At 74.1% G+C, this 13,458-nt stretch carries 10 protein-coding genes; 2 read left to right on the top strand and 8 right to left on the bottom strand.

Annotation, left to right across the window (positions count from 1 at the left end):
* Positions 1-55 precede the first annotated feature (55 nt).
* Both OG946_RS10475 and lepA read right to left on the bottom strand, forming a co-directional pair.
* Positions 56-1,951: an AMP-dependent synthetase/ligase gene (locus OG946_RS10475; protein ID WP_326795862.1), complete on the bottom strand. Its 1,896-nt coding sequence runs from the start codon at positions 1,949-1,951 to the stop codon at positions 56-58.
* Between the two features lie 180 nt (positions 1,952-2,131).
* Positions 2,132-3,997, bottom strand: coding sequence for a translation elongation factor 4 (gene lepA / locus OG946_RS10480; protein WP_326795863.1), 1,866 nt, complete (start codon positions 3,995-3,997; stop codon positions 2,132-2,134).
* Positions 3,998-4,189: 192 nt separating this feature from the next.
* Here lepA and rpsT point away from each other — a divergent pair, with 192 nt between their 5' ends.
* The gene (gene rpsT, locus OG946_RS10485; protein WP_326795864.1) at positions 4,190-4,456 is read left to right on the top strand and encodes a 30S ribosomal protein S20; all 267 of its coding nucleotides are present in this window, start codon (positions 4,190-4,192) and stop codon (positions 4,454-4,456) included.
* A gap of 261 nt (positions 4,457-4,717) precedes the next feature.
* On the opposite strand, the gene holA is transcribed toward rpsT, so the two are convergent.
* Positions 4,718-5,731, bottom strand: a complete 1,014-nt coding sequence (holA, locus tag OG946_RS10490) for a DNA polymerase III subunit delta (protein ID WP_326795865.1) — start codon at positions 5,729-5,731, stop codon at positions 4,718-4,720.
* A 59-nt stretch (positions 5,732-5,790) separates the two neighbouring features.
* Here holA and OG946_RS10495 point away from each other — a divergent pair, with 59 nt between their 5' ends.
* Positions 5,791-6,060: a hypothetical protein gene (locus OG946_RS10495; protein ID WP_326795866.1), complete on the top strand. Its 270-nt coding sequence runs from the start codon at positions 5,791-5,793 to the stop codon at positions 6,058-6,060.
* Positions 6,061-6,091: 31 nt separating this feature from the next.
* Here OG946_RS10495 and OG946_RS10500 read toward each other — a convergent pair whose 3' ends face one another.
* The 5 genes from OG946_RS10500 to OG946_RS10520 form a co-directional block, all read right to left on the bottom strand.
* A complete protein-coding gene (locus tag OG946_RS10500) occupies positions 6,092-6,976 on the bottom strand; it encodes a YceI family protein (protein ID WP_326795867.1) in 885 nt (294 codons plus the stop codon).
* Positions 6,977-7,139: 163 nt separating this feature from the next.
* Positions 7,140-9,554 carry a ComEC/Rec2 family competence protein gene (locus OG946_RS10505; RefSeq protein WP_442814604.1) on the bottom strand — a complete coding sequence of 805 codons (2,415 nt, stop codon included), beginning with the start codon at positions 9,552-9,554 and terminating at the stop codon, positions 7,140-7,142.
* A gap of 472 nt (positions 9,555-10,026) precedes the next feature.
* Entirely contained in the window at positions 10,027-10,710 is a 684-nt protein-coding gene (locus tag OG946_RS10510) for a ComEA family DNA-binding protein (protein WP_326795869.1), read from the bottom strand.
* Between the two features lie 811 nt (positions 10,711-11,521).
* On the bottom strand, positions 11,522-12,376 hold the full coding sequence (locus tag OG946_RS10515; RefSeq protein ID WP_326795870.1) for a DegV family protein: 855 nt from the start codon (positions 12,374-12,376) through the stop codon (positions 11,522-11,524).
* 110 nt (positions 12,377-12,486) lie between these two features.
* Entirely contained in the window at positions 12,487-13,245 is a 759-nt protein-coding gene (locus OG946_RS10520; RefSeq protein ID WP_326795871.1) for a hypothetical protein, read from the bottom strand.
* Positions 13,246-13,458: the final 213 nt, after the last annotated feature.

A 13,458-nucleotide genomic window follows, 5' to 3' on the forward strand; every position in this document is an offset into this window, starting at 1 on the left:
GCCACCGCCGCACGGCACTTCCGGCCCCGGGGGCGCGTCGGAAAGGAGCCGGGCCTCAGGCTTCCCTGGCGCCCTCGTACATGTCCTCGATCAGGTCCTTGTACTCCTTCTCCACCACGGGACGCTTCAGCTTCAGGCTCGGCGTCAGCTCGCCGTGCTCGACGTCGAGGTCCCGCGGCAGGATCCGGAACTTCCTGATCATCTGCCAGCGCTGCAGCCGCTCGTTGAGCTGCTGTACGTACCCGTCGACCAGCTCCCGGACCTCCGGGGAGACGACCAGCTCGGCGTACGACCCGTCCGCCAGGCCGTTCTCCTTCGCCCAGCCGGTGAGCGCCACCTCGTCGAGGGAGATCAGGGCGGTGCAGAAGTTGCGGTCGGCGCCGATGACGAGGATCGAGCCGACGTACGGGCAGACGGCCTTGAACTGGCCCTCGACCTCGCTCGGCGCGATGTACTTGCCACCGGACGTCTTGATCAGGTCCTTCTTGCGGTCGGTGATGCGCAGGAAGCCGTCGTCGGACAGCTCGCCGATGTCGCCGGTGTGGAACCAGCCGTCGTCCTCCAGCACTTCGGCGGTCTTCTCCGGCAGGCCGTGGTAGCCCTGCATGATGCCGGGGCCGCGCAGCAGGATCTCGCCGTCGTCGGCGATCCGCACCTCGCAGCCGGGCAGCGGCTTGCCGACGGTGCCGGTGCGGTAGGTCTCCAGGCGGTTGCAGAAGCTGGCGGCGGCGGACTCGGTGAGGCCGTAGCCCTCCAGGATGGGGACGCCGGCGCCGTCGAAGAAGTAGCCGATCTCGGGGGCGAGGGCGGCGGATCCGGAGACCATGCCGCGCATCCGGCCGCCGAAGGCGGCGCGGAACTTGCCGTAGACCAGCTTGTCCGCGAGGGCGTGCTTGGTCGCCAGGCCGACGGGCGCGGTGCGCTTGCCGGTGCGGCGGTGGTTGTCCTGGGTGACGCGCGCGTACTCGCGGGCGACCTCGGCGGCCCACAGGAAGATCTTGTACTTGGCGCCGCCGCCGGCCTTCGCCTTGGCGGCCACGCCGTTGTAGACCTTCTCGAAGATCCGCGGGACGCCGCACATCTGGGTGGGCCGGACGACCGGCAGGTTCTCGATGATCTTGTCGATCCGGCCGTCGACGGCCATCACGTGCCCGACCTTGATGTGCCCGGCGGTGAGCACCTTGCCGAAGACGTGCGCGAGCGGCAGCCACAGGTACTGGGTGTCCTCCGGCATGACCAGCTCGATGCCCTCGATCGCGTAGCCCATGTACGACCACGAGTCGTGTGCCAGCCGCACGCCCTTGGGACGGCCTGTGGTGCCGGAGGTGTAGATGAGGGTGGCGAGCTGGTCGGGGCGCAGGGCCCGGATGTGCTCCCGTACGGCCTCGGGGTGCTTCTCCAGATAGTCGGTGCCGCGCCGCTCCAGCTCGGCGAGGGAGAGCACCCAGCCGTCCGGGTCGCCCTCGGCGGCGACGGCGTCCGCGGCCTCGACCACGACGACGTGCGCCAGGTCGGGCAGCCCCGCCCGCATCTCGCGCGCCTTGGCGAGCTGGGCGGCGTCCTCGGCGACGAGCACGCGGCTGCCGGAGTCGGCGAGGATGTACGCGGTCTCCTCGGCGTTGGTGCTGGGGTAGACCGTGGTGTTGGCGCCGCCGGCGCAGAGGATGCCGAGGTCGGTGAGGATCCACTCCAGCCGGGTGTTGCAGGCGAGCGCGACCCGCTCCTCGGGCTGCAGGCCGAGGTCGAGCAGCCCGGCGGCGATCGCGAAGACCCGCTCGGCGGACTGCGCCCAGGTCAGCGACCGCCACTCGTCGCCCTCGCCGGCGGTGGCCGCGGGCACCGGGTACTGGAACGCCTCCCGGTCGGGAGTGGACTCGACGCGGTCAAGGAAGAGCGTGGCGACGGACGGCGGGCGGCTGTCCAGCTTCGTCTGGGTTTCGGTCTCGGTCACTGCATCCTCCGGCCCTGCTCTTCGCTGGTAACTGGCGAGTAACCAGCAGATTAGAGGGTGACATCGAACGGCGTAAGGGTCTGCAAGGCGTCGGATATGTTTCGAAGCCGGGCCGGGCGGGGGATCCCGCGCCGGCCCGGTCCGTACGATTCCGCTTCGCGCCCCGCGGGGCGGCCGCCGCTACTTCTTCGCCTTGCCGTCCTCGTCCGAGGACAGCACCGCGATGAAGGCCTCCTGCGGCACCTCCACGTTGCCGACCATCTTCATCCGCTTCTTGCCTTCCTTCTGCTTCTCCAGCAGCTTCCGCTTACGGGAGATGTCGCCGCCGTAGCACTTGGCGAGGACGTCCTTGCGGATGGCGCGGATGGTCTCGCGGGCGATGACACGGGAGCCGATGGCCGCCTGTACGGGCACCTCGAACGCCTGCCGCGGGATCAGCTCCTTCAGCTTGGCGACGAGCCGGACACCGTAGGCGTACGCCTTGTCCTTGTGCGTGATCGCGGAGAAGGCGTCGACCTTGTCGCCGTGCAGCAGGATGTCGACCTTGACGAGCTGGCTGCTCTGCTCGCCCGTGGGCTCGTAGTCGAGGGAGGCGTACCCGCGGGTCTTCGACTTGAGCTGGTCGAAGAAGTCGAAGACGACCTCGGCGAGCGGCAGCGTGTAGCGGATCTCGACGCGCTCCTCGGAGAGGTAGTCCATGCCGAGCAGCGTGCCGCGGCGGTTCTGGCACAGCTCCATGACCGAGCCGATGTACTCGCTGGGGGTGAGGATCGTCGCCCGTACGACCGGCTCGTAGACCTCCTCGATCTTGCCGACCGGGAACTCGCTGGGGTTGGTGACGACGTGCTCGGTGCGGTCCTCCAGCACGACGCGGTAGATCACGTTGGGCGCGGTGGCGATCAGGTCGAGGTTGAACTCGCGCTCCAGCCGCTCCCTGATCACCTCCAGGTGCAGCAGGCCGAGGAAGCCGACGCGGAAGCCGAAGCCGAGCGCCGCCGAGGTCTCCGGCTCGTAGACCAGCGCGGCGTCGTTGAGCTGGAGCTTGTCGAGCGCGTCGCGCAGCTCGGGGTAGTCGGAGCCGTCGACCGGGTAGAGCCCGGAGAACACCATGGGCTTGGGGTCCTTGTAGCCGCCGAGCGGCTCGGTGGCGCCCTTGCTGAGCCGGGTGACGGTGTCGCCGACCTTGGACTGGCGGACGTCCTTGACGCCCGTGATCAGATAGCCGACCTCGCCGACGGAGAGGCCGTCGGCCGGGGTCATCTCGGGCGAGTTCGTGCCGATCTCCAGCAGCTCGTGCTGGGCGCCGGTCGACATCATCTTGATCCGCTCGCGCCTGCCGAGCGTGCCGTCGACGACCTTCACGTACGTCACGACGCCGCGGTACGAGTCGTAGACCGAGTCGAAGATCATCGCGCGGGCGGGGGCGTCCTTGACCCCCACCGGCGCCGGCACCTGCCGGACCACCTCGTCGAGCAGCGCCCCGACGCCCTCCCCGGTCTTCGCCGAGACCCGCAGCACGTCGGAGGGGTCGCAGCCGATGAGCCCGGCCAGCTCGGCGGCGAACTTCTCCGGCTGCGCGGCGGGCAGGTCGATCTTGTTCAGCACCGGGATGATCGTGAGGTCGTTCTCCATCGCGAGATAGAGGTTCGCGAGGGTCTGCGCCTCGATGCCCTGCGCGGCGTCCACCAGCAGCACGCAGCCCTCGCAGGCGGCGAGCGAGCGGGAGACCTCGTACGTGAAGTCGACGTGCCCGGGGGTGTCGATCATGTTGAGGATGTGCGCCTCGCCGCTGCTGTCACCCTCCGAGGGCGACCACGGCATGCGTACGGCCTGGGACTTGATCGTGATGCCGCGCTCGCGCTCGATGTCCATACGGTCGAGGTACTGCTCACGCATCTGGCGCTTGTCGACGACTCCGGTGATCTGGAGCATCCGGTCGGCCAGCGTCGACTTGCCGTGGTCGATGTGCGCGATGATGCAGAAATTGCGGATCAGCGCGGGCTCGGTACGGCTGGGCTGCGGCACGGTGGTTTCGGTCGCGGGCACCTAGGGGTCCTGTCGGGAGGGAGGGGCGTGTCTGCACTCGTCGCCCCCATGGTCCCATGCGCGCGGGGCCGGGAGCGGTTTGGGCGGCCGTCCTGGCTGCTGGTAGCCTGAGCCACTGTGCCTGGACCCGGTGAGGTCCGGCAGTTCAGGTCCCACAGGACGATCTTCGAACATCTCTCAAGAGGCAGCTACGTGGCGAACATCAAGTCCCAGATCAAGCGGATCAAGACCAACGAGAAGGCCCGGCTGCGCAACAAGGCCGTGAAGTCCGAACTGCGCACCGCGATCCGCCGTACCCGCGAGGCCGTCGAGGCCGGGGACGCCGAGAAGGCCGTGGAGGCGCAGCGCGCCGCCGCCCGCAAGCTGGACAAGGCGGTCAGCAAGGGCGTCATCCACCGCAACCAGGCGGCGAACAAGAAGGCCGCCCTGGCCAAGCGCGTCCAGGCCCTCCAGGCCTGACCCCGGCCCCCGGAGGGGCCCACCCCGGCCGACAGTCGCGAGCCCTCTCACTCCGCTCCGGTCGGGCACCGAGAACACCACGCCGCACGCGGCCTGCGTTCGCCACGCGGGTGCGGCGCACAGCAACCCCGCAAGGCCCCGTCCCGGCCCCTCCCCAGGGCCCGACGGGGCCTTGCGCATGGGCGCTGCGCTCGGCCGCTGCCGAGGCGGGCGGGGCGCCGCAACCGTTCCTTGGTGACTCCCGGCCCCGGGGGTGCCCGGTCAGCGGGGGCGGGCGGCGGTGCTGATGGTGACAACGGCCTTCTCCAGGGCGTAGGCCGGGTCGTCCGAGCCGCCCTTGACGTCCGCGTCTGCCTGGGCCACCGCGCGGAGTGCCGTCGCCACGCCGTCCGCGGTCCAGCCGCGCATCTGCTGGCGGACGCGATCCACCTTCCACGGCGGCATGCCCAGCTCGCGGGCCAGGTCGGCCGGGCGCATGCCGCGGGGGGCCGAGGCGAGGCGGCCGATGGAGCGGACGCCCTGGGCGAGGGCGCTGGTGAGGAGGACCGGGGCCACGCCCGTGCTCAGCGCCCAGCGGAGGGCCTCCAGGGCCTCGGCCGTACGGCCCTCGACGGCCCGGTCGGCCACCTCGAAGCCGGAGGTCTCGGCCCGGCCCGTGTAGTAGCGCGCGACGACCGCGTCGTCGATCGTGCCCTCCACGTCGGCCGCGAGCTGCGCGCAGGCGCTGGCCATCTCCCGCAGGTCGGAGCCGATCGCGTCGACCAGCGCCTGGCAGGCCGACGGCGTCGCGGTGCGGCCCGCGGCCCGGAACTCGGCCTTCACGAACGCCAGCCGGTCCGCGGGGCGGGTCACCTTGGCGCAGTCGACCTCCCGGGCGCCGGCCTTGCGCGCCGCGTCCAGCAGGCCCTTGCCCTTGGCGCCGCCGGCGTGCGCCAGCACCAGGGTGATCTCGGCGGCGGGTGCGGCCACGTACGCCTTGACGTCCTTCACCGCGTCGGCGGCGAGGTCCTGCGCGCCCCGCACGACCACGACCTTGCGCTCGGCGAAGAGCGACGGGCTGGTCAGCTCGGCGAGCGTGCCGGGATGGAGGGCGTCGTGGGTCAGCTCGCGCACGTCGGTGTCGGGGTCGGCGGCGCGGGCGGCGCCCACGACCTCCTGCACCGCGCGGTCGACCAGCAGGTCCTCCTGGCCCACGGCGAGCGTGACAGGGGTGAGCGGGTCGCCACCGGCGCTGCCGCCCTTGCTGGTCCTGGGGTTCCGGGTCGTCGCTGCCATCGCCGTACAGCATCCCACGCCGGTACGACACCTCCCGCGGCCGCGGGCACAATGGCGGCGTGAGCGACCTGACCTACGTACTCGTGCTGCCCGACCGCGACGCCGCGGAGGCGGTGGCCGAACTGGCCGTGGAGCGCTTCGGCCTGGCCGGCGAGCCGCAACTGATCCGCGACGCCCTGGCCGGCGAGGACGACGCGGAGGACGCGCAGTGGCTCGTCGTCGTCGAGGACGCGGGGGAGGCGGTGGCGGCGGGTCTTGAGGAGCTGGCCGAGTCGTACGACGGCTGGCTGGAGGGCTCCGCGACCGTGCCGGACGACCCGGCAGGATGACCGGCCGGGCGCGCCGCGCAGCCCCGTGGCGTCAGCTTGCGGCCACCACCTGGATGTCCAGTTCGATCTGGATACTGGAACCCACGACGGCGATGCCGCGGGCGAGCATGTGCTGCCAGTTGAGCGTGAAGTCCTCGCGGTGCAGTTCGACGGTCGCCCGGCAGGCGGCGCGCAGTTCGCCCTCCATGCCGTAACCGGTGCCGAGGTAGCGGGTGTCGAGCGTGACGGTGCGGCTGACGCCGTGGATGGAGAGCGCGCCGGAGACGGCCCAGCGGGCGCCGCCGCGGTGGACGAAGCGGTCGCTGGCGAACTCGATCGCCGGGTAGCGCCCGACGTCGAGGAAGTCCGGGGAGCGCAGGTGGTCGTCGCGCATCTTGATGTTGGTGTCGATGCTGGCCGCCTGGATGGCGACGCGCATGGCCGAGTCCTCCATGCGCCGGCCGATGCGCAGGGCGCCGCTGAAGGCGTTGAACCGGCCTCGTACGCGCGCCATGCCGATGTGCTGCGCGACGAAGGCGATGGTGGTGTGCGCCTGGTCGATCTCCCAGTCGCCGGGCGGCGGGAGCTGCGGCAGCGGGGAGGGGCCGAGCGCGAGGTCGCCGAGGGAGTTGTGGGCGCCTTCCGCGACTTCGATCTCGCCGCGGTACGGGGTGAAGCCCTCGGCGTTGATCGAGAGCCGGTAGCTGCCGGCCGGGACCGCGACGACGAAGGTGCCGAACGGATCGCTCTCGCCGCTGACGACCTTGCGCCCGGCGGCGTCGGCGAGCACGATCTCCGCCTGCGGCAGCGGCTGGTCGACGGGGTCGAGCACACGGCAGCTCAGCACCCCCGCGTGTGAAGGGACCCGCACGCCGACCAGGCCGGCGTCGCGCCGGGTTGCCGTGGCCGGGGATCTGCGCCGGAGACGACCGATCATGAAGCATCCACCCCCGTGGAATTTCAGTGGCTCGGGCGTTCATTCGAGCACTGGTACTGCTTTCTATGCAAACCGGGGGTTCACCGCCGGGTTGTGACGGCTGGGACGTGCTTGAGTCAAGTGCCGGAGTTCACCGGTCCGTTGGGATCCGTTGCCGACGCGGCTATCTGCCGCCGAGGGTGGCGGCGGGGGTGCGGTCTTCTTCCTCTCCTTCCGCGGTGAGGGCGAGCGGGCCGTGCAGGTCGGTGCGCAGCACCGCGGCGCCCTGGGCACGCAGGGCGGCGACGGTACGGGGCGAGGGGTGGCCGTACGGGTTGCCGGCGCCCGCGCTGACGAGGGCGAAGCGGGGCTTGAGGCGCCGTAGCAGCTCGTGGTCCTGGTACGCGGAGCCGTGGTGCGGGACCTTCAGCGCGTCGAGGCGGGGCAGTCGGGGGACGGCGGCGAGCAACGCGCGCTGGGCGGGCGGCTCCAGATCCCCGGGCAGGAGCACGGTGAGGCCGGCCGTCTCCACGAGGAGGGTGACGCTGGCGTCGTTCGGCTCGGCCGGGGGCGGTGCGCCGGCCGCGGGCCAGACCACCTGCCACGAAAGACCGCCCGCCCGGCGCCGCTCCCCCGGGCGCGCGCGGACCACCGGCACGCCCGCGGCGGCGGCCGTGCGGCGCACGGCGGCCGCCTGGCCCGGGGGTTCGTCCAGGCCGCCGACCTGGATGGCGCCCACGGCCCGGCCGCGCAGCACACCGGCCAGTCCGGCGACGTGGTCCTCGTGGAAGTGGGTGAGGACGACGAGGGGGATGCGGCGGACGCCGAGGTCGCGCAGGCAGCGGTCGACCAGCGCGGGGTCGGGTCCGGTGTCCACGACGACCGCCTCCCCGTCGCCCGCGGCCAGCGCGAGCGCGTCGCCCTGGCCGACGTCGCACGCGACGAGGCGCCAGCCGGCGGGCGGCCAGCCGGTGAGGACCCGGGTGAGGGGGACGGGGCGGAGCACGGCGAGCAGTACGAGAAGGGCGCAGGCGACGCAGAGCCACCGGTGGCGGGCCAGGCGGCGCAGGCCGAGCAGGAGGGGAGGCGTCGCGGCGGCCAGGGCCAGCCCGCCGTACCACCCGCCGGGCCAGCCGTACGTGGCGCCGGGCAGCGCCGCCCCGGTCCTGGCGACGCCGGCGATCCACTCCGCCGCCCAGCCCGCGGGCACCGCCAGCAACTCCGCGACGGGCATCGCGGGCAGGGCGGCGGCGAGCGCCGCGAACCCCAGGACGGTGGCGGGCGCGACGGCGAACTCGGCGAGCAGGTTGCACGGAATCGCGACCAGGCTGACGCGCGCCGCGAGCACGGCGACGACGGGCGCGCACACCGCCTGCGCCGCCCCGGCCGCCGCCAGCGCCTCGGCGAGCCGCGGCGGCACCCGGCGGGCGCGCAGCGCCGCGCTCCAGCGGGGCGCGAGGGTGAGCAGGGCGGCGGTGGCCAGGACGGAGAGGAGGAAGCCGTACTCGCGGGCCAGCCACGGGTCGTAGAGGACGAGCAGCAGGACGGCGGCGGCGAGGGCGGGCAGCAGGGAGCGGCGCCGGCCGGTGCCGAGGGCGAGCAGGGTGATGAGCCCGCAGACCGCCGCCCGCAGGACGCTCGGCTCGGGGCGGCAGACGACGACGAAGCCGAGGGTGAGGAGCCCGCCGAGGAACGCGGTCGCGCGCAGCGGAATGCCGAGCCGCGGCGCGAGCCCGCGGCGCTCGGCGCGGGCGGCGAGGTGGGGCGGTCCGATGAGGAGGGCGAGCAAGATCGTGAAGTTGGCTCCGCTGACGGCAAGAAGGTGAGTGAGGTCGGTGGCGTGGAAGGCGTCCTGGAGTTCGGCGGGGATGCGGGAGGTGTCGCCGACGACGAGCCCGGGCAGCAGCGCGCGGGCGTCGGCGGTGAGCCCGTCGGTGGCCTCGCGCAGCCCGCCCCGCAGAGCGCCCGCGGCGCGCTGCATCCCGCTGGGCCGGACCACGACGTCCGGCGGCCCGTCCCCGACGACCCGCAGCACGGCCCCCACGGCCCGGCCGCCCCCGGAGTCCGGCGACACCCGCGCGTCGACCCGCACCCGGGTCGAGGGCAGCAGCCTCAACCACGCCTGCCGCGCGGCGGCGTCACGGGGCTGCACGAGGACCAGCACGGGCGTCCGCACGCGGGCGGTCTGTGAGGCGGTGGCGGGTGGGGTAGGACCCGGGTCTGCGGCTTGCGGGGTGGAGTTGAGGAGCGGCGTGGAGTTGAGGAGCGGGGTGGCGAGAGGGGCGGGCGCCGAGCCGGCGAGGGTGGTCGGCGGCGGGCCGGCGGCTTCGGGGGGTGCGCCGGCGGCCGGAGTGACGGGTGGAGTTGGCGTCAGATCGGTGGAGGTGGTCCGCTCCGGAGCGGCGGTTTGCGGTGCGGGAAGGGCGGTCGGCGGGCTGGCGGCGGTCTGTGGTGCGGGGCTCTTCGGCGACGCCTGGGGCGTGTCCGTGGGGCGGGTGGTGACCAGGCGGGCTTCTGCTCTGATGAGTACGGCGGGCGGGGTGGCGGCCGGGCCGCGGACCTGCGGGCGGTTCAGCCGGGGGTCGGAGGTCACCTCCATCTCGACGGTGGCCTGCCCGTACCGTTCGGCGACCGCGGGCAGCGGTCCTCGGTGGAGGTCGGCACCGTGCAGCGCCGCGACTCCCGCCCCCGCGGCACCGCACAGCAGCGCCGCCGCCCCGGCCACCAGCACCCGCGACCGCCCGGCGGCGGCCGGGCGGACGGTGGCGGCGCTGCGCCCCGGCCGCGGCCCGTGCCCCCTGCCGCGGAGGTGGGCGGCGGCAAGCAGCGCCAGCGCGGCGGCCGTTGCCAGTGCGCACGCCACCGGCACCGCCGCGCCCTCCCGGCCCAGCGCGAGCGCTGCCGCAGCCCAGGCGGCCAACGCGGGTGGCACCAGCCGCAGATCGACCGGTCCCTCCGCCGCGGCGGACGGAGCCGCCGTACCGTCCTCCCGTCGCGTGCCAGGCAACCGGCCCCTGGGTGCCGGGGGTTGTCCAGGTACGGCGGCGGCGGTGGTCGTGGTCGAGGCGAGGTCACGGCTGGACATGGGGGCGCAGGTCCGCGAAGCGGCTGTCACCGATGCCGTTCACGTCGCGGAGTTGCTCGATGTCGGTGAAGCCGCCGTTCTGGTCTCGGTAGTCGATGATGTGCTGCGCCAGCACGGGACCGATGCCCGGCAGCGCGTCGAGCTGCTCCAGCGTCGCGGAGTTGAGACTCACCACCGCTGTCGGTCCGGTCGTCGGCGAGCCGCCTCCCGCCGGTGGGTTCGCGGCGGGGGCCGGTGGGGCGCCGGGCGCCGCCGGTGGCGGCTCGCCGACGACGATCTGCTCGCCGTCGACCAGCGGCCGCGCCCGGTTCAGGCCGTCCGCCTCGGCGCCGGGGCGGACACCGCCCGCGGCGCGTAAGGCGTCCTCGACGCGGGACCCGGCAGACAGCCGGTGGACACCCGGCTCGCGCACCTTGCCGACGACGTCCACCACCACGTCCGCCGCTTCACTGGCGCTGGGCTCCCCCGTGGCATCCGGCACCGCCGCCTCCGCGGCGGGCGGTGGCGCCGAGCCGCGTGCCTCCGGAGGCTGTACGGACTGGGGGCGGCCGGACCAGAAGTGGTACGCGGCGAGAGCGACCCCGGCGACGAGCACCAGCACGAGGGCCACGCACGTCCCGGGCTCCAGCCCGCACCGCAGCCGGATCCACACCGGCAACCGCTCCCGCACCGCCACTCCCCACCGCTCCCACCGCCCCATCCCCTCGCGGTCGAGGGCGGGTTGATCGCCGTCATCCTCGGGCGGAGAGGCGGCACGCCCAGGGCGCGGGGCAGGGGTGAGTGCGGCGGTACGGCGGGGTGGCGCGGCGACAGGGGTGGACCCGGCAGCAGGGGCGGGGGCAGGGAGGGGCGCGGGTGGACAGGCAGGCACAGAGCCGGAGACAGACGCGGGAGCGGGCGCAGGGACAGGGGCCGGCACCGGCCCGCCGTCACGGCTGCCCGCTGCCCAGCCGGCGAACTGCCGCCGCGGCCCGGGCGGACCCGGCGCACCCTCGTCAAAGGGAGGCTCCGGCGCGGGTGCCGCCACCTCGGCGCCGCCGCTGTCCCGCCCCGGCGGCGCGGTCGGCTCCGCGAGCTGCGGCCCGTGCGACTCCGCCGCCGTACTGCGCTCCCCGCCCGGCCATCCCGGCTTCGCCGGCCCCGGCCCCTCCGCGCCCTCCCCGCCCGTCCCCCTCCGGGGGAAGCGGGGCGGGTCCTTGCTGGTCCAGCGGAGGTGTGGGCGTGGTTCGTCTGTGGGGTGGCGGATGGGTGGGCCGAGCATCGTCGTTGCTCTGTGGCGCAGGTGCTCCCGCGGCGTGCTCCTCGGCGTCCCCGCCGCCCCGCTCCCCCGCCGGCGGCGGCTGCGCGGGTCGTGGCGGCCCGGTCCCCTGGTCTCCGTACCCGTTCGTGCGCTCATGGCCCGAAGGTACGAGCCCCGCCCCCACCCCCGCTGATCACCGGCAATTCCTGTGGATAACTCGCCGGTTGTGGACAACTCGTGGCTACGCGCCGCCCCGCCGCGACACCACCGCCCCCAGCAGCCCCGGCCCCGTGTGCGCCCCGATCACCGCGCCCACCTCGCTCAGATGCAGCTCCCCCAGCCCCGGCACCCGCTCCCGCAGCCGGTCCGCCAGCTCCGCCGCGCGCTCCGCCGCCGCCAGGTGGTGCACCGCGACGTCCACCGGGCCCTCCGCCGCCCGTTCGAGCACCAGCTCCTCCAGGCGCAGGATCGCCCGGCTCGCTGTACGGACCTTCTCCAGCAGCTCGATCCGCCCGCCGTCCAGCCGCAGCAGCGGCTTGACCGCCAGGGCCGAGCCCAGCAGCGCCTGGGCGGTGCCGATCCGGCCGCCGCGGCGCAGGTAGTCCAGGGTGTCGACGTAGAAGAACGCCGACGTGCCCGCCGCCCGCCGCTCCGCCGCCTCCACCGCGTCGTCCACGGTGCCGCCCGCCTCCGCCGCCTCCGCGGCGGCGATCGCGCAGAAGCCGAGGGCCATCGCCACCATGCGGGTGTCCACCACCCGCACCGGCACCGGCGCCTCCTTCGCCGCCAGCACCGCCGCGTCGTACGTCCCGGAGAACTCCGCGGACAGGTGCAGCGACACGATGCCCCGCGCGCCCGCCTCCGCCGCCTTCCGGTACGTCGCCGCGAAGAGCGCCGGGCTGGGCCGTGATGTCGTCACCGGGTTCCGCTTGCGCAGCGCCTCGGCCAGCGAGCGGGCGGAGATCTCGGTGCCCTCCTCCAGCGCCCGGTCACCGAGCACGACGGTCAGCGGGACGGAGATGATGCCGTGCCGCCGCATCGCCTCGGGAGGCAGATAGGCCGTGGAATCGGCGACGATCGCGACATCGGAGGACATGCCCAAGACACTACTGGGCTTGCCGAACACCCCGCATCCGAGGGCCCGCACGGCGCGTACGGGCTAGGCGGTCCGCCGAGGTCACGCCCGTGTCCCGGCCCCGGACAGCGCTACGCCGACTCCGGTTTGCGCATCTTCTCGATCTTCGACAGCAGTGCCTGGAAGGCGTCCTGCCCCTCCGACGTCCCGCCGGACGACAGCGCCGGCTGCTGCTTCGGCGACCGGCCCGCACTGTCCGCAGGACGCGCCTTTTCACCGGAAGACGCCTCGGACGGTGCCTCCGAAGGCGCGGCGCCCGGGGCGGTCTCCTGCCCCGCCGCCGGCGTCCAGTGCCGCAGCGCGCCCGTCTCCAGGTCGATCTGCGTCGTCAGCGCATCCAGCCCGTCCTCGTCCTCCGCCGTGTGCCGCGCGCGGTCCTGCGCCGCCCAGCGCAGCGAGTTCGCCGACTGCGCGATCCGCTCCGCGCGGCCGCGCAGCTCCGGCAGCCGCTCCGCGACGCGCGACTTGTCCGGCTCCCGCTCCAGGTGCCGCAGTTCGCCGTCGACCTGGCGCGCGTACTCGTGGAGCCGGTCGAGCAGGCCGATCGACTCGCGCAGCCCGGGGTCCCCCTGCACGGCGTGCTCAAGCTCGCGGCGGGTGGCGTCGATGGAGTTGCGCAGGGAGAGCCGCAGGCCCGCGATGTCGCCGGCCGCGCCGGGCTGCACCGCGCGGCGGGCCCTGAGCGTCGTCTCCTGGACCGTTCTGCGGGTGTCGGCCACCGTGCGCTCGACGCCCCGCTTCACCGCCCGCGTGGCCTTCACGGTCAGGACCACGCCCGCCGCGACACAGAGCACGAAGAACAGCGCCAGCAGAGCGACGACGACGTCCATGAGGTCTGCATCCCTCCATCTCGGGCCGCGCAGCCCCGGGCGGCCACGGCAGGCGGTCTGCCCTCCAGCGTACGGGTACGGGAAAGGCCGGGCGGCCCCGCCGGCCCCCGGCCTTCCCGGAATCGTCCCTTAGGGAACGCCCCGGGGACCCGCCCGCGGCCGATCCCACCGGTGCCCCGCAGTTGCTCCCCGCGAGTGCCCCGCGGTTGCTCC

Source organism: Streptomyces sp. NBC_01808 (assembly GCF_035917395.1).
Lineage (GTDB): Bacteria > Actinomycetota > Actinomycetes > Streptomycetales > Streptomycetaceae > Streptomyces.